At 37.6% G+C, this 26,120-nt stretch carries 22 protein-coding genes; 16 read left to right on the top strand and 6 right to left on the bottom strand.

All coding sequences use genetic code 11. The annotated features are described in order from the left end of the window. Positions 1 to 87: 87 nt before the first annotated feature. From ABXT71_RS05240 to tsaB, 11 genes are all read left to right on the top strand, one after another. Positions 88 to 753 (top strand): hypothetical protein, encoded by a 666-nt coding sequence (locus ABXT71_RS05240; RefSeq protein WP_415372799.1) that lies wholly within the window; start codon positions 88 to 90, stop codon positions 751 to 753. Beyond that, the gene (locus ABXT71_RS05235; protein WP_415372798.1) at positions 753 to 1,448 is read left to right on the top strand and encodes an SCO family protein; all 696 of its coding nucleotides are present in this window, start codon (positions 753 to 755) and stop codon (positions 1,446 to 1,448) included. The genes ABXT71_RS05240 and ABXT71_RS05235 overlap by 1 nt, the downstream gene beginning before the upstream one ends. 1 nt (position 1,449) lies before the next feature. Continuing rightward, positions 1,450 to 1,980 (top strand): DUF420 domain-containing protein, encoded by a 531-nt coding sequence (locus tag ABXT71_RS05230; protein ID WP_415372797.1) that lies wholly within the window; start codon positions 1,450 to 1,452, stop codon positions 1,978 to 1,980. 1 nt (position 1,981) lies between these two features. Beyond that, the gene (locus ABXT71_RS05225) at positions 1,982 to 2,218 is read left to right on the top strand and encodes a hypothetical protein (protein ID WP_415372796.1); all 237 of its coding nucleotides are present in this window, start codon (positions 1,982 to 1,984) and stop codon (positions 2,216 to 2,218) included. 196 nt (positions 2,219 to 2,414) lie between these two features. After that, positions 2,415 to 3,122, top strand: a complete 708-nt coding sequence (locus tag ABXT71_RS05220; protein WP_415372795.1) for an ABC transporter ATP-binding protein — start codon at positions 2,415 to 2,417, stop codon at positions 3,120 to 3,122. Beyond that, the gene (locus ABXT71_RS05215) at positions 3,115 to 4,359 is read left to right on the top strand and encodes an ABC transporter permease (RefSeq protein WP_415372794.1); all 1,245 of its coding nucleotides are present in this window, start codon (positions 3,115 to 3,117) and stop codon (positions 4,357 to 4,359) included. The genes ABXT71_RS05220 and ABXT71_RS05215 overlap by 8 nt, the downstream gene beginning before the upstream one ends. Before the next feature lies 1 nt (position 4,360). After that, positions 4,361 to 5,620, top strand: coding sequence for an ABC transporter permease (locus ABXT71_RS05210; RefSeq protein ID WP_415372793.1), 1,260 nt, complete (start codon positions 4,361 to 4,363; stop codon positions 5,618 to 5,620). 76 nt (positions 5,621 to 5,696) lie between these two features. After that, the gene (locus ABXT71_RS05205) at positions 5,697 to 6,857 is read left to right on the top strand and encodes an efflux RND transporter periplasmic adaptor subunit (RefSeq protein ID WP_415372792.1); all 1,161 of its coding nucleotides are present in this window, start codon (positions 5,697 to 5,699) and stop codon (positions 6,855 to 6,857) included. A gap of 66 nt (positions 6,858 to 6,923) precedes the next feature. Then, positions 6,924 to 8,252 carry a TolC family protein gene (locus ABXT71_RS05200; protein WP_415372791.1) on the top strand — a complete coding sequence of 443 codons (1,329 nt, stop codon included), beginning with the start codon at positions 6,924 to 6,926 and terminating at the stop codon, positions 8,250 to 8,252. A 2-nt stretch (positions 8,253 to 8,254) separates the two neighbouring features. Further along, positions 8,255 to 9,544: an efflux RND transporter periplasmic adaptor subunit gene (locus ABXT71_RS05195; RefSeq protein WP_415372790.1), complete on the top strand. Its 1,290-nt coding sequence runs from the start codon at positions 8,255 to 8,257 to the stop codon at positions 9,542 to 9,544. Continuing rightward, the gene (gene tsaB, locus ABXT71_RS05190; protein ID WP_415372789.1) at positions 9,544 to 10,200 is read left to right on the top strand and encodes a tRNA (adenosine(37)-N6)-threonylcarbamoyltransferase complex dimerization subunit type 1 TsaB; all 657 of its coding nucleotides are present in this window, start codon (positions 9,544 to 9,546) and stop codon (positions 10,198 to 10,200) included. Before ABXT71_RS05195 ends, tsaB begins: the two co-directional genes overlap by 1 nt. Here the strand turns inward: tsaB and ABXT71_RS05185 are convergent, their stop codons facing one another. The 5 genes from ABXT71_RS05185 to ABXT71_RS05165 form a co-directional block, all read right to left on the bottom strand. Continuing rightward, on the bottom strand, positions 10,201 to 10,902 hold the full coding sequence (locus tag ABXT71_RS05185; protein WP_415372788.1) for a hypothetical protein: 702 nt from the start codon (positions 10,900 to 10,902) through the stop codon (positions 10,201 to 10,203). It lies immediately after the preceding gene. Positions 10,903 to 10,917: 15 nt separating this feature from the next. Then, positions 10,918 to 11,796, bottom strand: a complete 879-nt coding sequence (locus ABXT71_RS05180) for a mechanosensitive ion channel family protein (RefSeq protein ID WP_415372787.1) — start codon at positions 11,794 to 11,796, stop codon at positions 10,918 to 10,920. 1 nt (position 11,797) lies between these two features. Next, positions 11,798 to 13,909, bottom strand: coding sequence for a thioredoxin domain-containing protein (locus ABXT71_RS05175; RefSeq protein ID WP_415372786.1), 2,112 nt, complete (start codon positions 13,907 to 13,909; stop codon positions 11,798 to 11,800). A gap of 60 nt (positions 13,910 to 13,969) precedes the next feature. After that, positions 13,970 to 14,131: a dodecin family protein gene (locus ABXT71_RS05170; RefSeq protein WP_415373064.1), complete on the bottom strand. Its 162-nt coding sequence runs from the start codon at positions 14,129 to 14,131 to the stop codon at positions 13,970 to 13,972. Positions 14,132 to 14,363: 232 nt separating this feature from the next. Continuing rightward, on the bottom strand, positions 14,364 to 15,284 hold the full coding sequence (locus tag ABXT71_RS05165) for a NifU family protein (RefSeq protein ID WP_415372785.1): 921 nt from the start codon (positions 15,282 to 15,284) through the stop codon (positions 14,364 to 14,366). Positions 15,285 to 15,357: 73 nt separating this feature from the next. On the opposite strand from ABXT71_RS05165, the gene ABXT71_RS05160 reads away from it, so the two are divergent. Both ABXT71_RS05160 and ABXT71_RS05155 read left to right on the top strand, forming a co-directional pair. Next, complete coding sequence (locus ABXT71_RS05160; RefSeq protein WP_415372784.1) at positions 15,358 to 20,805, top strand: choice-of-anchor L domain-containing protein; 5,448 nt, start codon at positions 15,358 to 15,360, stop codon at positions 20,803 to 20,805. A gap of 6 nt (positions 20,806 to 20,811) precedes the next feature. Further along, on the top strand, positions 20,812 to 21,831 hold the full coding sequence (locus ABXT71_RS05155) for a type IX secretion system membrane protein PorP/SprF (protein WP_415372783.1): 1,020 nt from the start codon (positions 20,812 to 20,814) through the stop codon (positions 21,829 to 21,831). Positions 21,832 to 22,277: 446 nt separating this feature from the next. Here ABXT71_RS05155 and ABXT71_RS05150 read toward each other — a convergent pair whose 3' ends face one another. Then, positions 22,278 to 22,955, bottom strand: coding sequence for a hypothetical protein (locus ABXT71_RS05150; RefSeq protein ID WP_415372782.1), 678 nt, complete (start codon positions 22,953 to 22,955; stop codon positions 22,278 to 22,280). 321 nt (positions 22,956 to 23,276) lie between these two features. On the opposite strand from ABXT71_RS05150, the gene ABXT71_RS05145 reads away from it, so the two are divergent. Genes ABXT71_RS05145 through ABXT71_RS05135 form a run of 3 tightly spaced genes read left to right on the top strand, consistent with a single transcriptional unit; the run spans position 23,277 to position 26,067 of the window. Then, positions 23,277 to 23,429, top strand: a complete 153-nt coding sequence (locus tag ABXT71_RS05145) for a hypothetical protein (protein ID WP_415372781.1) — start codon at positions 23,277 to 23,279, stop codon at positions 23,427 to 23,429. Between the two features lie 50 nt (positions 23,430 to 23,479). Then, positions 23,480 to 25,399 carry an ATP-binding protein gene (locus ABXT71_RS05140; protein WP_415372780.1) on the top strand — a complete coding sequence of 640 codons (1,920 nt, stop codon included), beginning with the start codon at positions 23,480 to 23,482 and terminating at the stop codon, positions 25,397 to 25,399. Positions 25,400 to 25,401: 2 nt separating this feature from the next. Further along, a complete protein-coding gene (locus tag ABXT71_RS05135; RefSeq protein ID WP_415372779.1) occupies positions 25,402 to 26,067 on the top strand; it encodes a DNA-binding response regulator in 666 nt (221 codons plus the stop codon). Positions 26,068 to 26,120 lie beyond the last annotated feature (53 nt).

The raw sequence follows: 26,120 nt of genomic DNA, 5'->3' as shown, positions 1-26,120 counted from the left end.
TTTTATGACGAAACTTTAAGAGTTTCAAATAAATTATTCTTCATTATTTTATGGACGTCAAGCTCTTAGGTCGTATTTTTGCAATCCATGGAAGAACGACCACAAAAATTTAAGTTTTTAGTACTCGGCGTGCTATTTCTATTACCTATTACCGTCTATTTATTCTTTGCATCTGGCGTAAACAATTTTGGAAAACTGCCGGTTGTGACAGAAAACGTAATAGAGATTTCAGCCTTCAATGATCTTGAAGGCAACACAGTCCAGCTTGAAGATAGAATCACAGTATTAGGATTCTTTGGTGAAGACTTGATAGACAACCAAGCGTATGCTTACAATCTCGCCCACAAGATTTACAAAAAGAATCATCAGTTTGAAGAATTTCAATTTGTTATTTTACTACCTAAGTCTGCTCGTAACCAAGCACTTATTCTTAAAACCAAAATTGAAGAAATTGCCCCTACTACATCGTGGCGATTTGCTTTTAGTGACGCCTTAGAGATAACACGTGTTTTTAATTCTCTAGGTTCAAATCTCACTTTAAATAATAACAATGCGAGCCCTTATGTGTTTATTATAGACAAGGAGCGCAATGTACGAGGACGCGATGACGATGATGATGCAGAAGATGGTATTCTCTATGGTTTTGACTCCAGTATCATTGCAGAAATAAACAACAAGATGAGCGACGATGTAAAAGTGCTTCTCGCAGAATATAGAGACGCGCGAAAAGACAAATCTAAAAGAAAAATATAATGAGTAAGAAAAACTCCTACTTAGGCCTATCGGTTATAGTTCTCATTTTTGCCGTGATTTTCATTCCTAGAATTCACGATCGTATTGTAAATGGCAACACTGTGGATAACAATAGAAGCAGCGACCCCTCAAAAACTTTTGAAGCGCCAAAAGTACGAAGCGCAGGTGACATGACCATTTTTAGTGAAGTACCTTCTTTTACTTTTATCAACCAAAACAACGACACCATTACGAATGCCAACTACAAAAACAAAGTTTATGTGGTAGAGTTCTTTTTTAGTACCTGCCCTAGCATCTGCCCTATTATGAATGTAAATATGGAAAAAGTACAAGATGCATTTGCAAAGCGAGATGATTTTGGGATTGCTTCTTTTAGTATTGACCCTACCTATGATACACCAGAAATACTGAAAGCGTATGCAGATGGTTATAATGTCACACACCCAAACTGGAATTTTTTAACCGGTGACAAAGCCGATGTCTTAAAACTTAGTAACGAGGGTTTCAAGATCTATGCGGCAGAAAGCGACGAAGCCGAAGGTGGTTTTGAACATTCGGGTATGTTCGCACTCATAAACAAAGATGGAAAAGTTACCTCTAGAATAGACGAAAACGGCAATCCACTTATCTATTATGACGGTCTAGAACAAGACGGAATAGATATGCTTATAGAAGACATTAAAAAAATATTATAGTATGATAGATTACGATAAGCAAGTAGAAAAAAAGTACAATGTCTGGATTTGGATTTTATCAATCATTATTCCTATCGCAGTTGCTGCACTTTTCACGATTAAAATTCCTGGCGTAGAAAGAATGGGCTTCTTACCGCCTATCTATGCGACTACAAATGCGATCACGGCAATTTTGCTTGTTCTGGCGGTAGTAATGATCAAGAAAGGAAACCGACGCATGCACGAGCGTTTAATGAAAACCGCCATCATATTTTCAGTGCTGTTTTTGGTGCTTTATGTATTATATCATATGACTAGTGACTCTACTACCTACGGTGGTGAAGGCGCTATTAGATACGTATACTTTTTCTTATTAATCAGTCATATTTTATTATCCATTGTGGTTATCCCATTTGTATTAGTTACCTATGTTCGTGCCATTTCTGGCAAATTTAAGATGCATAAAAAGATTGCCCGCATCACTTTTCCGCTTTGGCTATATGTAGCAGTAACAGGGGTTCTTGTTTATTTTATGATTTCGCCATACTATTAATATGAAACATATCATTCTCCTAGCCATACTATTAGTACTCTTTAGTCTCCCTGCAGAGGCTCAATGCGCTATGTGCCGCGCGGTCTTAGAGAGCGACGTTGATGGCGGGATGGCAAAAGGCGTCAACAATGGCATTGTGTACTTAATGATTTTTCCTTATCTCCTTGTGGGCGGTGTAGTGTTTGCGGTGTACCGCATGCTTAAAAAGGCTAAGAAGAATAAAGTAGCCTCTTCTTAAATCTCATATTTAGCTTTAGTAGTCTTTTTTTAATATTTCTAAAATATTATTTGATCACAACTGTAACATTTCATTAAATATTCTGTCTTAATAGTTAGAGACAACCAGCAAACCATTATCCCTCAAAAGTCTTGACAATTTATTCACATTGCAGTAATGCCATAGTGCGTTACTTTGCAATGCATTTACTACTTATATGATTGATTTACAGAACATTCACAAGTCTTACAAAACAGGAACAAACTCCTTACACGTTCTTAAAGGTATCGACTTTCACGTTGAAGAAGGAGAAATGGTAGCCATCATGGGATCTTCGGGTTCTGGGAAATCTACGCTATTAAATATACTAGGAATGCTTGATGAGGCAGATGAAGGCACTTATTCGCTGGACAACAACCCTATTAATAGTCTAAACGAAAAGATTGCAGCGCAATACCGTAACAAATTTTTAGGTTTCGTATTTCAGTCGTTTAACCTAATTAATTATAAATCTGCGCTTGACAACGTGGCGATGCCATTATACTATCAAGGTGTAAAACGCGCAGAACGCACTGATAAAGCAATGCACTATCTAGAAAAAGTAGGCCTAGCACAATGGGCGACACACTTGCCTAGCGAACTTTCTGGTGGTCAAAAACAACGTGTTGCGATTGCGAGAGCATTAGCAAGTGACCCAAAAGTATTACTCGCAGATGAACCTACTGGAGCCCTAGACACAACAACCTCTTACGAGGTTATGGAGCTCATACAGGGGATTAATGACGAAGGAAAAACAATTCTTGTTGTAACACACGAGGATGACATTGCCCAGATGACTAAGCGTATCGTAAACCTAAAGGATGGTCAGATAATTGACGACACTAGAGTACGGCAAGTACTCGCAAAAAATGCGATGCATGTTTGATGTAGAACGCTGGCAAGAAATTTTTGAAACCATTGGGAAAAACAAGTTAAGAACATTCTTGACAGGACTCTCTGTGGCTTCCGGTATTTTTATTTTAGTTATTTTATTAGGCTTTAGCAGCGGCATACAAAAAGGAGTGAAAACTCAGTTTGAGCAAGATGCTACAAACAGCATACGCATAGGAACACGTGCCACTACAAAAGGATACAAAGGTCTCAACCCAGGAAGACAAATTCAGCTTCGTAATGAAGATTTTGAAGCGATGAATAGAAAGTATGGCGACCAATTAGAATTTAAAACAGCGCTTTATAATATGTGGGGGTCTCAAGTTTCTTTTGAAGGACAAACCGGCAACTATAGACTAGAAGGCGCTAATCCTGACCAACAATTTATCGAGAATGCAAGCCTGACTGCTGGACGGTTCTTGTCCTTAGATGATATGGAAGAAGCCCGTAAGGTAGCGGTCATTGGATATACAATACAACAAGATTTATTTAAAGGTGTAGATCCCATCGGGAAGATGATATCTGTTTATGGTATCAACTTTAAAGTGATAGGAGTTTATACAGATCCAGGAGGAGCCCGCGAAGAAAATAGATTCTTTGTACCACTTTCAACTGCCCAAGTATCTTTTGCAGCAGGTGACCGAATACGGAACATCGCCTATACCGTAAAAATGAGCGACAATTTTGAGGAGGCAGTTGCAACATCTATGCAACTTTCAAAAAGTTTTGAAAATGACATTAAACAAAAATATATCATCGCACCAGATGACAGGAGTGCTGTGCGTATAGATAACACCTTAGAAGAAGCAAAGAAAATCTATTCCTTAATTGCAGTGATACGTAATGTGTTTTGGTTCATTGGTATTTTTACAATTATCGCAGGAGTTGTAGGTGTTGGGAATATCATGCTCATCATCGTAAAAGAACGAACGAAAGAAATAGGAATTCGTAAAGCCATTGGTGCAGTTCCCTCTTCCATTATTGGAATGATTTTACAAGAATCTATTTTCATTACGGCAATAGCTGGATTTTTAGGTTTGTTTGCCGGAGTTGCAGTACTTCAGATTATTGGCCCTTGGATGGAGAACGACTTTATAAAAAATCCACAAGTAGATTTTACGACAGCAATAACGACGGTGTTTATTTTAATTTTAGCAGGTGCTATCGCAGGATATATTCCGGCAAGACGCGCTGCAAAAATTAAACCTATTGAAGCCTTAAGAGAAGAATAATATGTTTAACAGAGATAGATGGAGTGAAATACTGGAGGCATTAAACGCCAACCGCTTTAGAACTTTTCTAACAGCTTTTGGGGTGGCTTGGGGTATCTTTATTTTAGTGGTTTTGTTGGCGCTCGTTAATGGACTTCGTACTGGTGTCAGCAAAGATTTTGGCGACTTTGCCACAAACTCTATGTTCGTCTGGACACAACGCACCTCATTACCATACAAAGGACTTCCCAAAGGAAGAGGACTCACTTTTAAAACGGAAGATGCACAGGTACTTAGAGACAACTTTCCGCAGCTCACTTATGTATCACCTAGGAACCAATTAGGTGGATATCAAGGCGCAAACAATGTCACCCGAAACGAAAAAACAGGAGCATTTACTATCAACGGGGATTATCCAGATTTCATTAAGCAACAGCCTATGGATATCACCCAAGGTCGTTTTATAAGCTACTCAGACATTACAGAAAAGCGAAAGGCTATTGTGATTGGGATTGATGTTGTGAAGACTTTATACGCCATAGGCGAAGATGTGATTGGGACCTATATAAAAATAAATGGCGTCAACTTTATGGTCGTAGGTGTTTTTCAAGCTACCAACAGTGATGGAAATGATGAAGAAGATGCAAATAGCATTTATGTGCCGTTCAGCACTTTTAATCAAGTCTTTAATTATGGAGATAATGTAAGTTGGCTGGCAGTCACCGCTGAAGATGGTACGAGTATCACTTCATTAAAGCCACAAATAATGGCAAAACTGCGAGAGCAACGTACCATACATCCAGATGACGCGAGAGCTTTGGGTAATTTTGACCGTGCCGAAGCATTTGGTCGTGTAACCGGATTGTTTGATATTCTCACCTTTGTTGGCTTTTTTGTGGGCACCCTTATATTGGTTTCGGGTATGATTGGGATTATTAATATTATGCTTATCGTCATCAAAGAGCGAACGAAAGAAATAGGCATTCGTCGGGCAATAGGCGCAAGTCCTTGGAGTATAAGAACTCAAATTATTCAAGAGTCATTAGTGTTAACCATCATTTCTGGAATGTGCGGTGTTGCCGCAGCAGCGGGGTTAATCTGGATAATGAATTATGTCTTAGAACTCTCTGGCCCTGTTGATAATTTTGCAAACCCAACCGTAAATGTAGGAATCATTTTAACCGCCTTCTTCATCTTAATACTGTCAGGTATTCTAGCGGGATTGATTCCGGCAATGAAGGCTACAAAGATGAAACCTGTAGACGCCTTGCGTATTGAGTAAGAAATAAATATAGCTGCGGAAATATGATTGAGTTGATGTTTCCGAAGAAAAAATAATTAATTAGAATAAAACAAGAATGAAAAGAACTGGAACCATTATCGTGTTACTATTTATTTTGATAGGCTTTAGCGCAGGAATTTACTATATCTGGGTGAAAGACCGGAAAGATCCTGTGACCTATCAAACGGAACAAGCTACTAGACTCACGATTGTCAAAAAAACGGTCGCTACGGGTAGTATTGTCCCAAAAGAAGAAGTGCTTATTAAACCAAATATTTCTGGGATTATCGATGAGATTTTTGTCGTGGCTGGAGATGTTATTAAAAGCGGTGACCTTATTGCTAAGGTAAAAGTGGTGCCTAATGTAAATTCTTTAAGTTCTGCTAAGAACAATATTAACAGTGCAAAAACACAGGTAGAAACGGCGCGTCTCGCATTGGAAAGTCAGCGTAATATTTTTAATCGCCAGAAAGGTCTTTTTGATAAGGGCGTGATTTCTGCAAACGAGTTTGACAATGCTCAATTGAGCTTCAATCAAGCACAGCAGCGCTACAACCAAGAAAAAGTAACCCTAGTTGGAGCTCAGCAAACGTTTGACATTGTAAAAACGGGCACATCCAGAGGGCTTGGAACCACAGCCAATACAGAAATAAGAGCAACAGTTTCAGGAATGGTACTGGACGTTCCTGTAAAAACTGGAAACCAAGTTATTGAATCTAATAACTTTAACGACGGGACCACAATCGCAACAATCGCAGATGTAGATAAAATGATTTTTGAAGGTAAAGTGGACGAGAGTGAAGTAGGTAAAATTAAAGAGCAACTACCTTTAGAAATTACTGTGGGTGCTATCGAGAATAAAAAGTTTGATGCCATTTTAGATTATATCGCTCCAAAAGGTGTGAGTGAGAATGGAGCTATTCAATTTGAAATTAAAGGAACCCTTGCAAAAAAAGATACGACCTTTATAAGAGCAGGGTTGAGTGCAAATGCTTCGATTATTCTAGCCAAAGCAGAAGACGCACTTGCTATTCAAGAGGCACTAGTACAATACGATCCAGAAACCAAACAACCTTTTGTTGAAGTAGCGACGGGTGATCAAGAATTTGAACGACGTGATATTAAAATGGGGATTAGTGATGGGATTTTTGTGGAGATCATTTCTGGAATCACAAAGGATCATAATATCAAGGTTTGGAACCAACTTAAAGCTCCTATTAACGGAGGTGGTTACTAAAATTTATCTACTAAAATGTAACACTTTAGCAAAGTGGAAGACTTACTTAACAACGATAATCTAATTATGAAAAAGTTACTCCTTATAGGTGTTTTTACAATCACCTTTTTTGCTGCCAATGCTCAGGTTAAGAATTGGACATTGCAAGAATGTGTTGTGTATGCCTTAGAAAATAATATTTCTGTAAAGCAAAGCGAGCTTGATGTGCAAGCGACTGCTCTAGAAAGATCTGATGCAGTTGGTAATTTTCTACCTTCAATAAATGCGAGCTCTAGTGTTTCAAAAACCACAGGACTTGGACTTAACCCAGTGACCAATCAATTAGAAAATCGTGTTTTTCTTTCTGCAAACGGTGGGGTTAACTTAGGCTATACTTTATTTGATGGTTTAAGAAATGTAAGACAAGTACAGCGTGCAGATATCTCACAATTAGCAAGTCAATATAGACTTGAAAAAATGAAGGATGACATCGCACTATTTGTGGCTAACTCTTATCTACAAGTACTTTTAAACAAAGCAAACCTTGAAGTTGTACTCACTCAAAATGATGTAACTAAAAATCAAATAGTACGCACACAGCAATTGGTAAACGCAGGATCTATACCTCGTGGAGACTTATTAGAAATACAAGCAACAAACGCCAGTGAATTACAGCGTATTGCAGTTGCTGAGAATGCTGTGCAAATATCACTAATCAGTCTTGCTCAATTACTACTCATTAAAGACTACGCTAACTTCGATATCGCCAATGACGATTTTAATGTTGTGAATGAAGAAATTGCAGACACGCCAGTGAGCACCTTAATAGAGAGCGCAAAAGAAAACAGGCAAGAAATACGCATTGCCGAAAGTCAAGTAGCACTAGCTGAAAAAGACATCCAGATTTCAAAAGGAGCACTACTCCCAACTGTTAATGCCTTTTTTGGCTATGACACGAGGTATTCGGATGGAGACATCAACACCCCTTTTAAACAACAGATATATATTAATGACGGTGTAGGCTATGGCCTAAGTTTAAGTGTCCCTATTTTAAATGGGTTTAGAGCTAGGAACAATGTTTCTAGAAGTAAAATAAACCTAGATCGCACTCAGTTTCAATTAGAGCAGGCACAGTTAGACCTTGAGTCTAATGTCTATCAGGCCATGGTAGATGTTCGTGGTTCTAAGAGAGCCTATGAAGCTGCACAGGTAGCATTTGAATCTCAAGAATTGGCGTATACTTATGCAAAAGACAGGTATGATGTAGGACGTACAAACGCGTTTGACTTTAGCCAGTCTAAATTGCGTTACGACAATGCAAGAATAGAAATTAACAGAACAAAATACGATTACATATTTAAGCTCAAAGTATTAGAATTATACTTTGGTGTGGATCCAACCCAACTAAAATTCTAATCATGAAAAAAAAGACACTCATTTGGATAATTGTCATTTTTGCGTTACTCATTACTGCACTTCTCTTCGGAAGTAAGGCTGGATGGTTTGGCAATAAAGATGATGGAAAAGTTGTAGAAATAACTGAAGTTACCCCATTAACCATTACCGAAACGGTTGCGGCTACAGGTAAGATACAACCAGAAATAGAAGTTTTTCTTTCTTCTGAAGTATCTGGAGAAATCATAGACCTCCCTGTTAAGGAAGGACAACTTGTTGAAAAAGGACAGCTTCTTGTTAAGATCAATCCAGACTTAATACAAGCGCAAGTAAGCCAAAGTCAAGCAGGACTGCTAAATGTACGTGCGCAGTTGGAAAATGCAGAAGCGAGTCTACGTAATGCCAAGGCTAACTATGATAGGAATAAATCTTTATTTGATAAAGGGGTTATTTCACGCTCAGAATGGGATCGTTCTGTAGCAGATTATGAAATGGCGCAGGCTAATAAATCTTCTGTGTACTATAACGTGAAGAGTGCAACAGCAAACGTAAAACAATCTCGTGATAATTTGAATAGAACAAAAATCTATTCCCCTATGACAGGAACTATTTCTAGACTTTCTGTAGAACTTGGTGAGCGCGTAGTAGGTACCGCACAAATGGCAGGTACTGAAATCATTCGTGTTGCCAACCTAGACAATATGGAAGTGGAAGTAGATGTAAATGAAAACGACATTGTAAAAGTGGCCGTAGGTGATAGTACAATTGTAGAGGTAGATGCTTGGACTAAAAGAGAATTTAAAGGTCTCGTTACAGAAATCGCCAACTCAGCAGAATCTGCACTGACAGTAGATCAGGTAACAAACTTTAAAGTGAAAGTACGTATTCTTCCTGAGTCGTATAAAGAACTTACGGAGAACAAACCAGAAAGCTACTCTCCTTTTAGACCAGGAATGACAGCAACGGTAGATGTAATCACAAATAAGAAACAAAATATTATTGCCGTACCTATTAGTGCCGTTGTAATAAAAACGGATACTTCTTCTACTAAAAAATCGTTTAAGAAAGAGGTGATTACTGCAGACACAAAAAAGTATGAGTGTGTGTTTGTTAATAATGGAGGAATCGCAAAACTAAGAGTGGTAGAGACTGGAATACAAGACGCCACTAATATAGAGATACGATCCGGGTTAAAATCCGGTGATAGGGTGATTACGGGACCATACACATTGGTTACAAAAACACTAAAACCTGGTGATAAAGTTAAGGAAGAGGATAAAGATAAAAAAGAAGATAAAAAGGATACCGAATAATGGGGTTAATTCTCTGTATAGAAACAGCAACTAAAAATTGCTCCGTAGCGCTTTCAGAACATGGAAGTGTTATTGGGTTGAAAGAGCTTGCAACAGAAGGATATTCTCACGCAGAAAACCTGCACATCTTTATTGAAGATGTAATGAAACAAGCCTCAAAAAAGCTGAGTGATCTCGACGCTATTGCTGTAAGTAAAGGGCCTGGTTCTTATACTGGTTTACGAATAGGAGTATCTACAGCAAAAGGGCTTTGTTACTCTTTAGATATTCCACTTATCTCCTTAGAAACATTAGACATTCTTGCACAACAAGTAAAAGAGCCTACTACGATCATCCCGATGCTAGATGCACGTCGTATGGAAGTTTACAGTGCAATTTATGATGTTCATAAAAATAGAACTAGAGGTACAGAGGCTCAGCTTCTGGATGAGCATTCATTTGACCAACACATTACCGAAGCTAAAACCACATTTATTGGGGATGGTGTCGCAAAGTTTGAGGAGATCTGTGATCATCCAAATGCGATCTTCGTTACTGAAGCATTACCTTCTGCAAACGAGATGGGTCAACTAGCAGAGTTGAAGCATAAAAAAAATGAAATCGAGGATGTCGCTTATTTTGAACCTTACTATTTAAAAGACTTTAAAGTGGGGTAATTATAGGCTATAATAATGAGCTACTATTTTTGCTAAATCAGTTTCATTATTTACATCTAATTTATTTTGTTTCATATAATTTTTCATCACTTTCTGTTTACCGCTGAAAGCTTTTAAAATTTTCTTTTTACTTTGGGGAAGCTCTGTAAATACAACATTTACATCTACCATATAATAGGTAGTCAAGTCATTAAATCGAGCCGGCTTGTCTGCCGTATAAGAATCGTTTGATTTTATCGCCTCAACGTATGTCACGTTATGCCTTTTATACACACTTGCTTTTTTACCTTCAGAAATTAACTCTAGGTATCCTCCTATTCCGGGAACCTTCCCCTGTGGGAAAAAAACATACGTTTTCGAGCCTATTTCCACAACGGCACCAGGGTCTTTTAATAGAATTCCTGTAGGAGTCTTAAGACCCTCTTTTGTCGTTTGAAAATGATCTGAATATGCATTATATCGCATAAGTACATTACTCATGATTTTTTCATCATTCTTATATATATTGCCAGATAAGAAAACACCTCCATTGACATATGGAGAACCTTTAACCTGAGCTATTTCTTCATCACTTAGAAATCTACTTCTGTTTAAAGAATCATTATTCTGAACTAAATTATAATCGCTATAATCTCTTACTTGTGAACTTGTAATCGTTACTGTAAAAATTGCTGCTGCTAAAAAGAATTTTTGTAGATTCATACCGTCAGTTTAAAATTAATTTTTTTCGTTAGTGATAATATGTAAATCTCGCTGCGGAAATGGAATAACAATTCCAGCAGATTCAAGACGTGATTTTGCTTCTTCGATGGTGTAAAATTTAATATCCCAAAAATCTTCATTCTTGGCCCAGAATCGAATCGATAAATTTACCGAACTATCTGCAAGCTCATTAACTACCACCATAGGTGCTTTGCCCTCTTCTTTAAGTATCAAATCTTGCTCCATAAGAAGCGCTAACAAAATATTTTTCGCCTTCTTTATGTTACTATCGTAACTTATACCTAGAATCAAGTTTTCACGTCGAATACCTTCTTCAGTAAAATTCACAATGGTGTCGTTAGATATTTTGCCATTTGGAATTACTGCTAATTGATTTCCGAAAGTTAATAATTTTGTAGAGATTATCGAAATTTCCTTTACTGTCCCTTCTACACCTTGTGCTTTTATGTAGTGTCCAACCCTAAAAGGCTTAAACATTAATAGTAAAACACCCCCAGCAAAATTAGCCAACGATCCTTGTAAAGCTAAACCTACAGCTAAACCTGCCGCCCCAATAATTGCGACAAACGAAGATGTCTGTATTCCCAATTGTGCTACAACAGTAATAAAAAGAATAATCTTGAGAACCCAATTCAATAAATCTAATAGAAATTTCTGTAAAGAAGGATCAACTTCCCTCACAGCAAATAATTTCCGGGCTATTCTAGTAAAAATCTTTATTACCCACCAGCCAACAACTAAAATTACTATGGCAGACAAAACATCTGGCAGATAATCAATCACCTGCTGTCCATACTTATTTAAGTAAAAATTTATGTCATTTATTTTATCGATGATACCTGTATCCTCCATTACTTTTATTGCTTCCTGCATTCTATTCTATTAATTTTTTTGCCTCGTCTATTTCGGCAACTGGTAATTTACACGTGTAATTTTGACATACAAAAATCATTGTTTCTCCATCCATATAACGATTCGCTAATAAAGGCAGAGAGTCGTTTTTAGTACTAGAAGCGATGAGCGTATTGGGCAAATAATTGGTTTTAAATTTTAAAGTCTTTTCTATAGCATCATCTCCTACGATGGCTACTTCATAATATGGGTTGCGGTAATTCTCGAGCAAGCCCAACCAGTTAGAAAATCCACTAGGATATTTTTCTATTTCTGGCAATACATTTTTAAGCATTTGCTTTGCAGTATTTCTGAAATTCTCTTCATCGAAATGATGTGCTAGCACAAATAAATTGTTAGCCATAATTGAGTTTGAAGAAGCAATCACATTATCACGATACTCCACCGATCTCGAGACAAGCTCTGGATCTTCTGAAGAAGTAAAATAGAACATTGCGGTTTCTTCATTATAAAACTTAGCAAAGCTGTAATCTGCTAAGTCCTTTGCCGTAATGAGCCACTTGGTATCTGCTGTCACTTCATATAAAGATAGAAACCCTGAAATAACGGCTGCATAATCTTCTAGGTACCCATTGATTGTACTTTTCCCGTCTTTATAGTTGTGGTATAAAGATCCGTCTTTTTTTAATTGATTATCCAGGATAAACTCAGCATTCTTTAAGGCCGCCTCTAGATATTCTTTATTCCCCAATGCTGTATATGCATCTACATATCCCTTAAGCATTAAGCCATTCCAAGACGTAAGTGTTTTATCGTCAAGTCTCGGTTTTGCTCTTTTACTACGATACGTTTTTAGGGTTGCTTTCCAAGCTGCTTTTTTATCTCTTAAAACTTCGGTCGTAAGCCCAAAGTCTTTTGCAATGCTCGCATCATCTTCATCTCTAATGAGCACATATTTCCCATCTTCCCATTTTCCGAAGTTATTTACATTAAAATATGCGGCAAAAACATCAAAATCAGCTCCTATTTGCTCCTTTAGTTCTTTCTCTGTGTACACGTAATAAGCGCCCTCTTCTAGTTCGCTTGTATCTGTATTACTGTCTGCATCGAGGGAAGAATAAAAGGCGCCTTCTGCAGTGGTCATCTCTTCTGAGATATAAACAAGGGTTTCTTCAACCACCTCTTTGTACAACTTATTTTTTGTTACTTTAAACGCATTGCTATAGAGACTTACGAGCTGCGAATTATCATAGAGCATTTTTTCAAAATGAGGCACGTGCCATTTTTCATCTACGCTGTATCTAGAAAAACCACCGCCTACTGCATCATAAATTCCGCCATAAGCCATTTGATCTAAGGTAAACATCACATGGTCTTGCAAGTCTTGATCCTTGTTCTGAACCGCATGACGCAAGAGATACTCATAATTAGATGGCATCATGAATTTAGGTGCTCGCTTGTAACCACCAAAACGATGATCAAAAGTAGATTTCCACGACTTTAGTATCTTCTCTAGTGGGTAGTTTTTTAAATCTACATCGGCATCATTTAAGGTTACTAGATCTAAGTTTTTTATTCCCTCTTCAAGTTGCGTAGCAATCTCCGTTAGTTTTTCTGGGCTTTCATTATTTAATTTTTGGATACGCTCTAGAACTTGTATCCAATCATCCTTCTTAAAATACGTCCCACCCCAAACTGGTCTTCCGTCCGGAAGCGTAACCACGTTAAGCGGCCATCCTGCGCTACCCGTCATTAACTGCACAGCATTAATATAAATCTGGTCTATATCCGGTCGTTCTTCCCTGTCTACTTTTACTGAGATAAAATTAGAATTCATCGTAGCCGCAACAAGGCTATCTTCAAAACTCTCATGCTCCATCACATGACACCAGTGACAAGCCGAGTACCCTATGCTTATAATCATAAGTTTGTTTTCGGCTTTTGCCTTTGTCAAGGTTTCATCGTTCCAGGCGCGCCAATCTACAGGATTGTGTGCGTGTTGCAAAAGATAAGGACTCGTTTCTTTTATGAGGCTATTGGTATACAAATGGGTTTCTTTTTTTTCTTGAGAAGAGGTGCATCCTATTATCGAAAAAAGGATGAACACAAGGAATGTAAATTTTTTTATCATCATACATAAACAAAAATACGCTTTTGAAAGAATCAAAAGCGTATTTCGTTCGGTAAGCTGTTGTTATTTTACCTCAATGGTAATTTTGCAATTTACCAGATAATCTAAAATTTTACCATCTGTCACTGCACACGTTTGTTCGTTTATGTAACAAGATCTTATATTCTTCAAACTCTTTGAAGCGTGGACTACCGCATTTTGAGCAGCTTCTTCCCAACTAGCAATAGAATTTGCTCATACTTCAATCACTTTTAAAACGACCATAATTATTTGTTTTTTAGTTATTTACCTCTGAAATACTAAATTACTAAGAATAGAATGCCTTTTTATAAATACTACGTTAAAATATTAAATTTGAAAATCGAATGAACTAGAACTAAGCTATTGAATGTCTAAATTTTATAAAAATAAGAGTTCTACAAATTAATCTCGAATCTTAAATTTTTAACACTTAAACCTACCCATTTACAGCCTCCACGAGTTGCACTCTTCCTTGCATCATTTCTTTAAGCATTGTTTGAATCCCATTCTTAAGGGTAACCGTTGAAGATGGACAGCCACTACAAGCTCCCTGCAGGATTACTTTTACGGTTTTTGTCTCTGGATCAAAACTGTCAAATGCGATATGACCACCATCACTGGCAACAGCTGGTTTTACATATTCGTCAAGAATATCCATAATTTCGTTATCGATATCAGTGTAGGTTTTCTCCGCAGTTTTATCTGTGGTTGATTCTACAGCTTTTTGTTCTTCTTTTAAAGTTTCAGAAAGCATCTCGTCTGTAAAGATCTTCTTACCATCTTCGATGTAACCGCGAATAAACTCACGAAGTTGCATACTTATCTCATCCCATTCTGCCACGTCATATTTCATTACCGAAACATAGTTGCTACTCATAAAAACCTCTTTCACAAAAGGAAAGTTAAACAATGCTGCCGCGAGAGGTGCGTGCTTAGCATCGTCAATATTTTTGAACTCAAATGTGCCAGAAACCAGTGGTTTATTTGCCACAAATTTTAATACCGCTGGATTAGGTGTAGTCTCTCCATAAACCGTTACTGGTACTTTTTTCTTATCTGTAGATTCATTTACTATAACTTTCTCACTATCAAGGTATTCGCTAATAGAAACAGCCACCTCCTCTTGCACCTTGTCCCAGCTAACGATATTGTACTTCTCAATAGCAATAAAATTCTGTGATATGTATACCGTTTTAACAAAGGGAAGGTGAAACAACTGCTGTGCAATTGGGCTTTCTCCCGCTTCCTCTATATTTTTAAATTCATAGCTTTTTGCCTGTGTCAAGAACGAATTAGCTACGAATTTTACAATATTTTCGTTATTTGTGGGTTGTATGATAATATTATGAGATTCCATGGCTCTATTTTTTGACAAAAATAGCGAAACAAAACCAATGTATTCAATATATTTGGAACCTTAAGTGCCTACTATGAAAAGAACTTTACTAACCATTATTCTACTAATACCATTAGTCGGTTTCACACAAAGCATTCTGGTCAACGACCCAATGGCTAATGAAACTAATTACACTCCAGAACAAATGATTACAGAGGTCCTCATAGGAGGCTCTGGATGCGGGGATGTAGAATTTACATTTTTACAAGAAAATCCAGACGGAGCGACTAACATTGATGAGCGCAGTTGGGGCTATTTTGATGCCACTGGCACAAGCTTTCCATTTGAATCTGGCCTTGTTATGTCTGGTGGTTTTGCCAAAAGTGCAGAAGGACCGAACGATAATGAGGTAAGTGACACTGGTCCAGGATGGGGTGGCGATGCAGATTTACAAGCCGTATTATTTGGTCTTGATGGTCTTAACGAACCTACAAACAATGCGACAGTATTTCAATTTACTTTCGTTCCTGTAATTTCTGAAATGTCTTTTGATTTCATTTTTGCTTCAGAAGAATATGAGGATCAATTTGAATGTTCTGCTCAGTTTAGAGACGGGTTTGCATTTTTATTAAAAGGCCCAGGTATTCCTGACGACTCCGGAACCGTTTTTGGAGGAACAAACATTGCAGCCGTTCCGGGTTCTGCCGGGGTTGTTGTAAACACACTATCTATACACGATGATTCTTTCAATTGTGGTTCTGAAATACCTGGAGTTAACTTTTTCCCAGAATTATATGTGAGTAACCAAGGTGGTAATAACTTAAATGAAATACAATTTGACGGGTATACGCAAGCATTAATTGCAATGGCCTCACTGACACCGGGAGAAACATACGAGCTTAAAATGGTCACTGGGGATAGAGGTGATACTGCTTTTGATTCTGCCGTTTTTTTTAGAGAAGGTAGTTTTAACATTGGGGTAGCATTACCGCCAGATGCAACTATTGTTTCTGGTAATGCACCTTGTGAAGGTGATGAGTTTACCTTTGGAGTAGAAGAGTCTGCACCTGGAGCCACTTTTCAGTGGTACATCCAGAATCCAACCAACGGAATGTTTGATATTCTTCCAGACGAAACAGACAATGAAATAACAGTTACTCAAGGTGGAACATTTCAAATAGAAGCTATTTTAAGTGTAGATTGTACCGCTACAGATGAAATTATCATAGAATTTTCTCCACAACCTGTGGCAGTAATCCCAGATTTCATAAGAGAATGTGATGAAGCCCCTAATGATGGGATCACCATTTTTGACCTTACGCAAGCAGATTCACAAATTATCAATGGCCAAATGGATGTACTGGTTGACTACTATGAATCTGAATTTGATGCAGCGATGGAAATCAACATTATTCCAGACCCTACAATGTACGAGAATGTAGTGCCTAACTTCCAGATAGTATATGGTCGTCTCGAAGACATTTTTAGAAACTGTTTTGATATCGTGCCTCTAGAAATACAAGTAGATTTTGCGCCAGAAATAACAGTACCTATTTCAGATTTTTTCCAGTGTGACAATGATGAAGATGGAGTAGAAACGGTTGATCTTACTTCAAAGGAAGACGAAATTCTTAATGATCTTGTTGATGTTAGCCTAGAGTACTTTGAAACGTTAGCAGATGCGCAAGCAGGCAATAACCCTATTGCAAACCCTTCTTCATATATCAGCGGCTTCACCACGATTTATGTACAAGCCACTAACAATCTAGGCTGCACCACAGAAGGAAGTTTTGATCTCATTCTTGGTCAAACCCCTCCATTTTCGGCACCGTTCCCACTTATCGGATGTGATGTTGAAGAAGATGGCACCGCCATTTTTGACCCAAATCAAAAGAATGACGAGGTTGTTGCAGGAGCAGTAGGGCTAAGTGTTACCTACTTTGGAAATATCATAGATGCACAAGATGCAGAAAACCCATTGATTATTCCCTACACTAGTACTGGTGAAACAATTTGGGTGCGTATTGAAGATGATGCAACAGGTTGCTATAGTATTACTACACTTGAATTGCAAGTAGCTCCATTGCCAACGATTTGTCAGCCAGAACCACTTGTATTTTGCGATAGTGATAATGATGGTATAGGTGAGTTTATGCTCACAGAAAGAGATGATGAAGTACGATGCGGTGATCCTTCAGGTTTTTTAGTTGTTTCCTATCACGAAACACAAGGAGAAGCAAATGGAAATACAAATGCTTTAGTAAGTCCTTATTTAAACATTGTTCCTTTTAACCAAACGATTATCGCAAGACTGACAGGTTTAAATACGGGCTGTTTTGATACAATAGCACTAGAACTCATAGTAGGTGACAGTCCCGTAATTACTGCTCCAGAGCCATTAATGCTTTGCGATGATGATGATGATGGTGAGGTGGTTTTTATTCTTAATTCCGTAGAGGCTCAAATGTTACCTTCTGGAACTTTTATAGTTGAATATTTTGAAACACAAGGTAATGCAGATAGTGGAAGTAATCCTATTTCAAATCCTAGTACGTATACAAATCAACCTTCTTTAGGAAACCCACAAATTATTTATATAGTAGTCACAGATATTGACAATGGTTGCATGAGCCAAACTACAGTAGAACTAATTGTAAATTTACAACCAATTCTTACGGCGCCAACACCATTGATACTCTGTGATGTAAACAACCCAGGTGATGAAATAGAAATATTTGATTTGAACGCAGCTATTTTTGAAATTACAGGTGGAGATCTTAATTTAGATATCACTTTTTATGAAACGCAAATGGACGCTGATAATGGGACTAATCCTATTACAAACCCTGAAGCATATCCAAACATAGAGAACCCACAAGCCATTTATATCTTGGCAGAAGATGCTACGACGGGTTGTATTGAAACAATGACAGTAGCACTTGAGCTGCGAGTAGAAAATACTCCTTCGCCAGAAACGCCAGAACCTCTTGTAGTTTGTGATGACAACAATGATGGCTATGCCTTTTTTGATCTAACAGTAAAAAGCGCTGAGATTATTGGTGGCGAAATGAATATTCTTATCAGCTATTATGAAACGCAACTGGATGCAGATAATGCTACAAACGCGTTTGATACGACGATGCTGTACAGTAATATTATTCAGTTTATGCAGACCGTATATGTGCGCCTAGAATATGATGCGACAAATATGGGTAATGCCTGTTACAATACGATCACTCTTGACTTAATTGTTACAGATAGTCCCGTAATTCCATTGGAACTTGAGCCGCTCATAGCTTGCGAAAATGATGGAGATGGTTTTTCTATTTTCAATTTAACCCAGCAGAATACAACTATTTACGGAGATCAAGATCCAGATGATTTTACGTTAACTTATCACGAGTCTCTTGCATTTGCAGAAGCTGGTATGCCCGTGATATCAAATCCTATGATGTACACAAATACATCAAACCCGCAGACTATCTGGTATCGTCTAGACAATGATGACATAGATAATTTATGTAATTCTATAGGTAGTTTTGAGCTTGAGGTAGTAGACGGTCCTATTGCTATTGGACCATTAGAAGTAGAAGTTTGCGATACTCTTGGAGAGCCAGGTGATGGTGTTTTTACTTTTGACCTTACCCTCTATGATGACACAATTACTGGAGGTATTCCTGGAATTAATGTGCAATATTTCTTAACTGATGCCGAGGCGCAAGGAAATGAAAATCCTATTTCGCCAGCAAACGAGCATATGAATGTCGACACAATGGGGGATGCGATTAATCCGCAAACTTTATTTGTTCGTGTAACAGACAGTAACTCATCCTGCTTTGATTTTACTACGATAAGATTAAGAGTAGTTTCAAATCCTGCTCCTGCGACAGATGTTGTGCTCGAGTTATGTGATTATAATAATGCGGGAGATGAAATAGAAATTTTTGATCTTACAGATGCAGCACCTCTAATTACGGGTGGAGCAAACTGGACAGTACAATATTACGCGACCTATCAAGACGCTTTTGATATGATGAACGGGATTCCAGATCCAACAATATATGAGAATCAAATGAATGCAGATATAGTCTATATTCGTGTAGATACTCTTGATAATACATCGGGTTGTTTTGAAATTGTAGCCGTTCAATTAATAGTCAACCCATTACCAGATGACACTGCTGTTTTAACTAGTTTAGTTGTTTGTGAAACGCCCAATGATGGCGTTGCAGAATTTGATCTAACTTTAAAGAAAGATGAAGCATTAGGTCCAGACCAAGATCCTGCGGACTTCGAGGTGAGTTATTATGAAACTGCATTAGATGCAGAGATGATGGTCAATCCTATCACGCCTGCAAATATGTATCCTGCGACAATAATACCGGGAATGCCGTTGTTGATTTACACAGGAATCACAAACCTAGAAACAGGATGTTATATAGGAGGTGTTCAATTCTTCGAACTTGAAACGAGAGATGGGGCAACAGCAACTACGCCTGCAGAGCCATACACACTTTGTGATACAGAAGGAGCTAATGATGGTTTTACAGTTTTTGATTTATCAACATTAGATGATGAAATACTAGGTGTTCAAGATCCTACTATCTACGGAGTGCTTTATTACGAAACGCTCGAGAATGCGTTAGAGGGTATAGACCCAATAACACCAAAAACAAGTTATACAAACATCATTAACCCACAAGAGATTTACGCAACCCTTACCAACGCATTATCTGAATGCAGCGAAACGGTAGTTGTAATCTTAAATGTAGAACAGTTGCCTTTCTTTGAGCTGCCAGAAACATTTAGACTGTGTGTAGATGAGAATGGAAACCCTATACAAGAAGACTCAGGAGAGGAAAGTCCACCAACTTTTGGGATCGATCTCGATGAAAACTTATATGTCTTTGAATGGACTTTAGATGGAGCTGTACTTGAAGGGGAGATAGGAAACACTATTACAGCCGTGGCTGGAGGAGTATATCAAGTAACTGCCACAGAGATTGCAACAGGGTGCAGTGCAATGGCAATGACTACAGTAACCTTATCTGCACCTCCTATCAACTTTAGCGCACGCTTAGTTGACGGAGCGTTCTCCGGAAGCAATACGGTAGAGGTTGTCACCGAAGGAATAGGGACCTATGAATACAGTATAGGAGATGGCCCATTCCAAGAGAGTGCTATCTTTGAGAATGTAGTAGCAGGTTCACAAATGATTACTATTAGGGATGTGAATGGTTGTGGAGAAGCAACCTTTAAGTTTGGAGTGATTGATTACGATCGCTTTATGACACCTAACGGAGATGGCTTTAATGATACTTGGAAAATTGAATCTATTGCGAGTTTTGACCCTTCGGCTAATATCTATATCTTTGACAGGTACGGCAAATTACTCAAGCAATTGAGCCCTATAAATGATGCAGGATGGGACGGAACTTATAACGGAACCCCTTTACCTTCTAGTGATTACTGGTTCTTAATAGAATATACTGAAGACGATACAAGAAAAGAATTTAGAGGTCACTTTACTTTGAAACGATAAAAAAATATGAAACTCAACTTAATCTACTTAGTCCTGGCATTGTTTTTTGCCCAAATCTCCATTGCGCAGGACGGCTTACCGATATACTCGGATTATTTTGCCGACAATTATTATTTGTTGCACCCTTCTATGGCAGGAGCTGCAGCGCACAATCAAGTACGCTTAACAGCGCGTCAACAATGGTTTGATAGTGTTGAAGCACCCAATTTACAAACGGCGAGTATCAATGCTCGTGTTGGTGAAAGTTCTGGAATAGGAGCAATAATCATTAATGACCAAAACGGGTATCATTCTCAAACAGGAGGTTATATTACATATGCACATCACTTGATGTTTTCTAGGAGTGAGGCAGATCTTAACCAACTATCTTTTGGTCTGAGTGCGGGACTTATCCAATCAAGACTAGATGATTCAGCGCTATTTGATCCAGAAAATTTTGACCCTATCATTGCAGACATACTACAAAGTGGTTCTTACTTTAATGTAGATGCAGGATTGTCTTATAATTTTTTGAATTTCTCTGGTCACCTTACAATCAAGAATTTAATATTTCAGAATAGAGCATTAAACAACCCTGGATTTGAATCAAATAACCAACGCAACTATTTATTGGGAGCGACCTATGCAATTTCTGGCCCTAGCGGTTCAAGATCTGCTAGTGACTGGTCATTTGAGCCAGGTTTTTTATTCCAATGGAGAGAACGCACTAACGAGCAAAACATAGATGTAAACTTTAAAGCATATCGAATGTTTGATGACGGAAAACTTTTTGCAGGGGTCTCATATAGAAGAAGTTTTGACGGTGCAGAGTTTGTGAATGGGCAGGAAATAAGTGATCAAAAATTACAATACGTCACACCAGTTTTAGGAGGAACATATAAAAACTTTATGTTTGCCTACACGTATTCTTACCTTTCTGGTAATGTTCGTTTTAACAGCGGCGGTTTTCACCAGATCACACTTGGTCTTGATTTCTTAAGCGGAAGACGTGCGCCATATAGCTGTAATTGCCCCGCGATAAATTAAGCCACGTTAATAGTTACACAATATTAAAAAAACCGTCTGTTTTAAATCAGACGGTTTTTTTGTGTCCCTTTCTACGCAAGAACAAAAGGCAACCGTCATTTTTAATTGGGTTGCACGCAACATTGATTATGATAGTGATCTACGATTTAACACCTCCTTACAAAAAGAAATATATTTCACAAAAGAGGCCGTGATTAGTCAGGGGAATAAAAAGAGAAAAAGCATTATGTGATGGTTGTGCTCTTATCTATCGCGAGCTTTATAAGTATACAGGTCTAAATGCAGATAGCACTTTTAGATATTACTTCGGCCATTAGTCAAGGGACTTCTAATAGACCGAATCAATTTTCGTTTCAAACGCTACCCCAAGAATTTATACAAACGCATTTCCCTAGAAATACGTAATGGGCCTTGCCTCTAAATGCAGTGACGCTAGCAGAATTTGATTAAGAATGATTATTTGATTTTTCTGTCAAAGAGTTACAATCTGGCACATACTTCTCGATGATTGTATCTGTTATGGGTTTTAATGTTTTTTTATTTACAGGATGTCTTCCTAACGAATTAAAAAAAGACACGTCGCCGTTAGACTTGTCGTACCAAACGATTGGTTGACCGTCGACATCATAAAATGTAAAACCAGAACAAGGAAACATTTGTTTAAAATCAAGTAACTCTTCTTTATAAGGAATTTCTAAAGACGCACCGCTGCACATTTCAACTTGATACCTATTCCCATTCCAGACCAGACATTCGTTTGCTTTTGGCGTTAACATATTATACGTCAACAGGAAGCCCAAGGCTATAATTAGAATCCAAAGGATGATACTCGATCTTGTTTTAGTTCTAGTGTCTTCTGAAATTTCTTGTATTTTATTTTCTTCGTGAAACGTTTTAAAGGACTCAAAATCTAAAAATTTTGCTAAGCCATCAAGCACTTCTGTTCCAGGTATACTCTTCCCATTTTTATATGCAATGAGTGATTTTCCACTTATAGAAACTTGACTTCTTCTTAGTTCATCTTCCAGAAAAGTGGCGCGCCCATTATCACTTTTCTTTCCACACAATACTTCGGCTTTAGCGAAAGCTTCTTCACACAACTTTAATATAATAGGGTTTTCCATACCGTTTTAAAGTTAGCCATAAATATCAAAATTAAGAAAATACTTGGAAACTTATTTTCCAGAACATTTCCTGCTTCTTTCCAAAACAACCCTATGAAACAGGCAGATATTTGTCTCGCCAATGAGGTATGCTCTTCTGCAGAGGGGCATTGCGCAACTTTATTTGGTCTGGGTCTTCTAGCTTCCCTTTTGTTAAATAGGAAAGTAGCAAAACAGCTTAGAAAACCCACTTTCCTGAAAATTTAATTCGAGCGCCATTGAGTTTGCCCGTGCATTCTCATATAGGCCTCGGTAAGTATCATTTTTAAAATTTCAGAAAACATGAAAATAATTTTTATAATTCTTATTGCATTAGTTACAAGTTCAGCTCTTTACTCTTGTTCTCCAGAACGCGTGGCATCATCAGACATCTTACAGAATGGCGTGGGAGAAGACGGGAACGACCCAAACGGCAATGAAGAAGACGCCGATTAATTAATCAATATCTGTTTAAGAAACAGCATGGTTTATAGTACATTAGAGGAATGAAACACGTTGTTTTATTCCTCTTTTTATTTTTAAGCTTTTCTGACAGCCATTGCCAGAAAGGCCCTAATAAAGCAGTTGTAATTAGTGAGATCCAAGAGTACTATAAAGCTGCAATAAAGGCAAAAAAAGATCAGAAAATTTCTTTACAGCTCATTGATAAGGCCGCCATGTTATCTAAAGAAAATGGAATAGACTCTTTATACTTTAAAAGTTTATACTACAAGAGTATTCTTCTTAGAAGGCATAAATTACACCAGGAGTCGATATTAAATTTAACGCTCCTTATTGATCTGGCTTCTGCAAAAAAGGACACTTTGTTTTTAGCAAAATCAAGATACAGACAGGCACGTGATTATCTAAACATAGGAAACTTAATTGCTAGTTATAAAGCGGCTCAAGCTGCATTAATATTTTATAAAAAAATACCTGATTCTATTAAGGCCAGTAAAGCCGCAGAACGATTATCCAACATACAGAATGATCTAGGAGATTTTATTGGTGCTGAAAAAACGGCACTCACAGCAATAGACTACGCAGAAGGTAACCAAAACATTTCCAATAGGTTGTGGCTGTATAATGCATTGGGCAGAGCGTCAAAAGAGCAGGGACAATCTAAAGACGCAATAAAATATTATAACCGAGGGATTGATGAGACGCTAACATCGATAGAAAAGGCTGTACTCACTAGTAATATTGCTGTTGTACATATTACGAATGAGAACTGGTCAAAAGTAATTGAACTGCTCTCGCCACTTCTTAATGATCCAGATGTTAAAAACAACGCATCAACCTACGCAAGGATCTTGAGCAATCTTGCCTATGCTGACTATAAAAATGGTAATCAAAGTGCGCTTTCTGCAATAATAGACGCAATGTCCATACGTAAAGAGAATAAAGACATTTTAGGCATATTTTCAAGTTACGTGCAGCTTGCCAAAGTCTTAGTTATAGATGCGCCTAGAGAAGCTTCTGGATATGCTAACGATGCATATAAAATTGCTTTACGACTGAGAAGTCCTGAAGCAAGACTAGAGGCTTTAGACATCCTCTTAAAAACTGAGCAACCTAATAAAATTAAAGAGATAGGGCTTCTATACAGCAGTCTCTCAGACAGTCTTCAAACTGCAGAAAGACAGGCTAGAACTACGTTTTTAAAATTTCAGTTTGAGTCAGATAGACTTGAACAACAGAACCAAGTATTAACAACGGAAAGCCTCAACAAATCTTTAAAATTTCAGAAAGCAAGAACTACAACCATTATTAGCGCCACGGCAATCATCATTCTTAGTTTACTCACGGGAATCTGGTTTATATATAGGGTACAAAGGCTTAAAAAAGAAAAACAACAAGCCCATTATAAAACGGAAATTGCGTATTCAAAAAAAGTACATGATGAATTAGCAAACGATCTTTTTTACATAATGCAGGCTATAGACAGCAAAGAAGATAAGAATGATATCTTAGACAGAATGGATATAGTGTATCACAGATCTAGAGATATAAGTAAAGCAACATCAATGGTGGATACGGGCTCTTCGTATGCAAAAAACCTGAGTTTTACTTTAAGCAGTTACTGCAATGGCGATACCCGGCTTATCCTGCAAGGGATTGGAGAAGTACCTTGGGACGACATTTCTGAAGTACAAAAGATTGCCATTTACAGAGTGCTTCAAGAATTAATGACAAATATGAAAAAACATAGTGAAGCTTCTCACGTGGTAATTTCATTTAAAAAAACTGCTAAGTTGTTGAAAATCAATTATTATGATAATGGGAAAGGAATCGATAAAAAAATACTCTCGAGTGGTTCTGGAATTCAAAATGTGGAAACCCGTATTTTTTCTTGCGGTGGTACAGTTAACTTTGCCTCAGAAACAACGAAGGGCACTTCTGTGTCAATCACGTTACCAAGATAAATATGATTAAAAAAGTACTCGTTGCAGAAGATATAGACAGTATTAATTTAGGAGTTGTCAAGACACTAAAGGAGCAGGGCATTCTTGATTATAATGTAGCACAATACTGTGATGATGCGTATGTCAAATTTAAAAAAGAGCTTTTGAATGAAGCTCCTTATGATTTACTTATCACAGACTTATCGTTTAAAAAAGATCATCGCAATGAAAAATTAGCGAATGGTGAGGCATTGTTTACCCAATTGAAAAAGGAACAGCCTTCTTTAAAAATAATAGTCTTTACCGTGGAAGACCACCCACAAAAATTTAAAACTATCTGGGAAACTGGATTTATTGATGCCTACGTTTGTAAAGACAGAAATGGCTTAAAAAATCTAATCGCTGCCATAGAGGCCATCAAAAATGGAGGGAAATATACTTCGTTGAAACTACAAAGATCTATTGGAAACAAGAATACAGTACAAATTACAGAATTAGACACCATGCTCATTACACTGTTATCTGAAGGGTATACGCAAAAAGAGATTGAGACACTATTTAAGGCCAAGAAGATCTCTCCTAGCAGTCGCAGCTCTATAGAGAAAAGATTGAAAGATCTCCGTGACGATCTAGGGGCCAAAACGATGATACATTTAGTGACTATTGCAAAGGAGTTACGACTTATTTAATATCAACTCTTTTCTTTACACAAATATCTTATATAATGTTTTGAAAATTCTAG

The sequence above is a fragment of the Patiriisocius sp. Uisw_047 genome (assembly GCF_047730165.1).
Taxonomy (GTDB): domain Bacteria; phylum Bacteroidota; class Bacteroidia; order Flavobacteriales; family Flavobacteriaceae; genus Patiriisocius.
The sequence above is the reverse complement of the archived record's forward strand: the minus strand, read 5'-3'. Positions and strand labels throughout refer to the sequence as shown.

What these genes read in the sequence shown, in the direction of transcription:
- ABXT71_RS05185 (WP_415372788.1), bottom strand. Translation starts at nt 10,902, where the DNA reads ATGAATCTACAAAAATTCTTTTTAGCAGCAGCAATTTTTACAGTAACG.
- tsaB (WP_415372789.1), top strand. Translation starts at nt 9,544, where the DNA reads ATGGGGTTAATTCTCTGTATAGAAACAGCAACTAAAAATTGCTCCGTA.
- ABXT71_RS05180 (WP_415372787.1), bottom strand. Translation starts at nt 11,796, where the DNA reads ATGCAGGAAGCAATAAAAGTAATGGAGGATACAGGTATCATCGATAAA.
- ABXT71_RS05240 (WP_415372799.1), top strand. Translation starts at nt 88, where the DNA reads ATGGAAGAACGACCACAAAAATTTAAGTTTTTAGTACTCGGCGTGCTA.
- ABXT71_RS05215 (WP_415372794.1), top strand. Translation starts at nt 3,115, where the DNA reads ATGTTTGATGTAGAACGCTGGCAAGAAATTTTTGAAACCATTGGGAAA.
- ABXT71_RS05210 (WP_415372793.1), top strand. Translation starts at nt 4,361, where the DNA reads ATGTTTAACAGAGATAGATGGAGTGAAATACTGGAGGCATTAAACGCC.
- ABXT71_RS05160 (WP_415372784.1), top strand. Translation starts at nt 15,358, where the DNA reads ATGAAAAGAACTTTACTAACCATTATTCTACTAATACCATTAGTCGGT.
- ABXT71_RS05135 (WP_415372779.1), top strand. Translation starts at nt 25,402, where the DNA reads ATGATTAAAAAAGTACTCGTTGCAGAAGATATAGACAGTATTAATTTA.
- ABXT71_RS05150 (WP_415372782.1), bottom strand. Translation starts at nt 22,955, where the DNA reads ATGGAAAACCCTATTATATTAAAGTTGTGTGAAGAAGCTTTCGCTAAA.
- ABXT71_RS05220 (WP_415372795.1), top strand. Translation starts at nt 2,415, where the DNA reads ATGATTGATTTACAGAACATTCACAAGTCTTACAAAACAGGAACAAAC.
- ABXT71_RS05200 (WP_415372791.1), top strand. Translation starts at nt 6,924, where the DNA reads ATGAAAAAGTTACTCCTTATAGGTGTTTTTACAATCACCTTTTTTGCT.
- ABXT71_RS05195 (WP_415372790.1), top strand. Translation starts at nt 8,255, where the DNA reads ATGAAAAAAAAGACACTCATTTGGATAATTGTCATTTTTGCGTTACTC.
- ABXT71_RS05155 (WP_415372783.1), top strand. Translation starts at nt 20,812, where the DNA reads ATGAAACTCAACTTAATCTACTTAGTCCTGGCATTGTTTTTTGCCCAA.
- ABXT71_RS05230 (WP_415372797.1), top strand. Translation starts at nt 1,450, where the DNA reads ATGATAGATTACGATAAGCAAGTAGAAAAAAAGTACAATGTCTGGATT.
- ABXT71_RS05140 (WP_415372780.1), top strand. Translation starts at nt 23,480, where the DNA reads ATGAAACACGTTGTTTTATTCCTCTTTTTATTTTTAAGCTTTTCTGAC.
- ABXT71_RS05165 (WP_415372785.1), bottom strand. Translation starts at nt 15,284, where the DNA reads ATGGAATCTCATAATATTATCATACAACCCACAAATAACGAAAATATT.
- ABXT71_RS05205 (WP_415372792.1), top strand. Translation starts at nt 5,697, where the DNA reads ATGAAAAGAACTGGAACCATTATCGTGTTACTATTTATTTTGATAGGC.
- ABXT71_RS05225 (WP_415372796.1), top strand. Translation starts at nt 1,982, where the DNA reads ATGAAACATATCATTCTCCTAGCCATACTATTAGTACTCTTTAGTCTC.
- ABXT71_RS05145 (WP_415372781.1), top strand. Translation starts at nt 23,277, where the DNA reads ATGAAAATAATTTTTATAATTCTTATTGCATTAGTTACAAGTTCAGCT.
- ABXT71_RS05235 (WP_415372798.1), top strand. Translation starts at nt 753, where the DNA reads ATGAGTAAGAAAAACTCCTACTTAGGCCTATCGGTTATAGTTCTCATT.
- ABXT71_RS05175 (WP_415372786.1), bottom strand. Translation starts at nt 13,909, where the DNA reads ATGATGATAAAAAAATTTACATTCCTTGTGTTCATCCTTTTTTCGATA.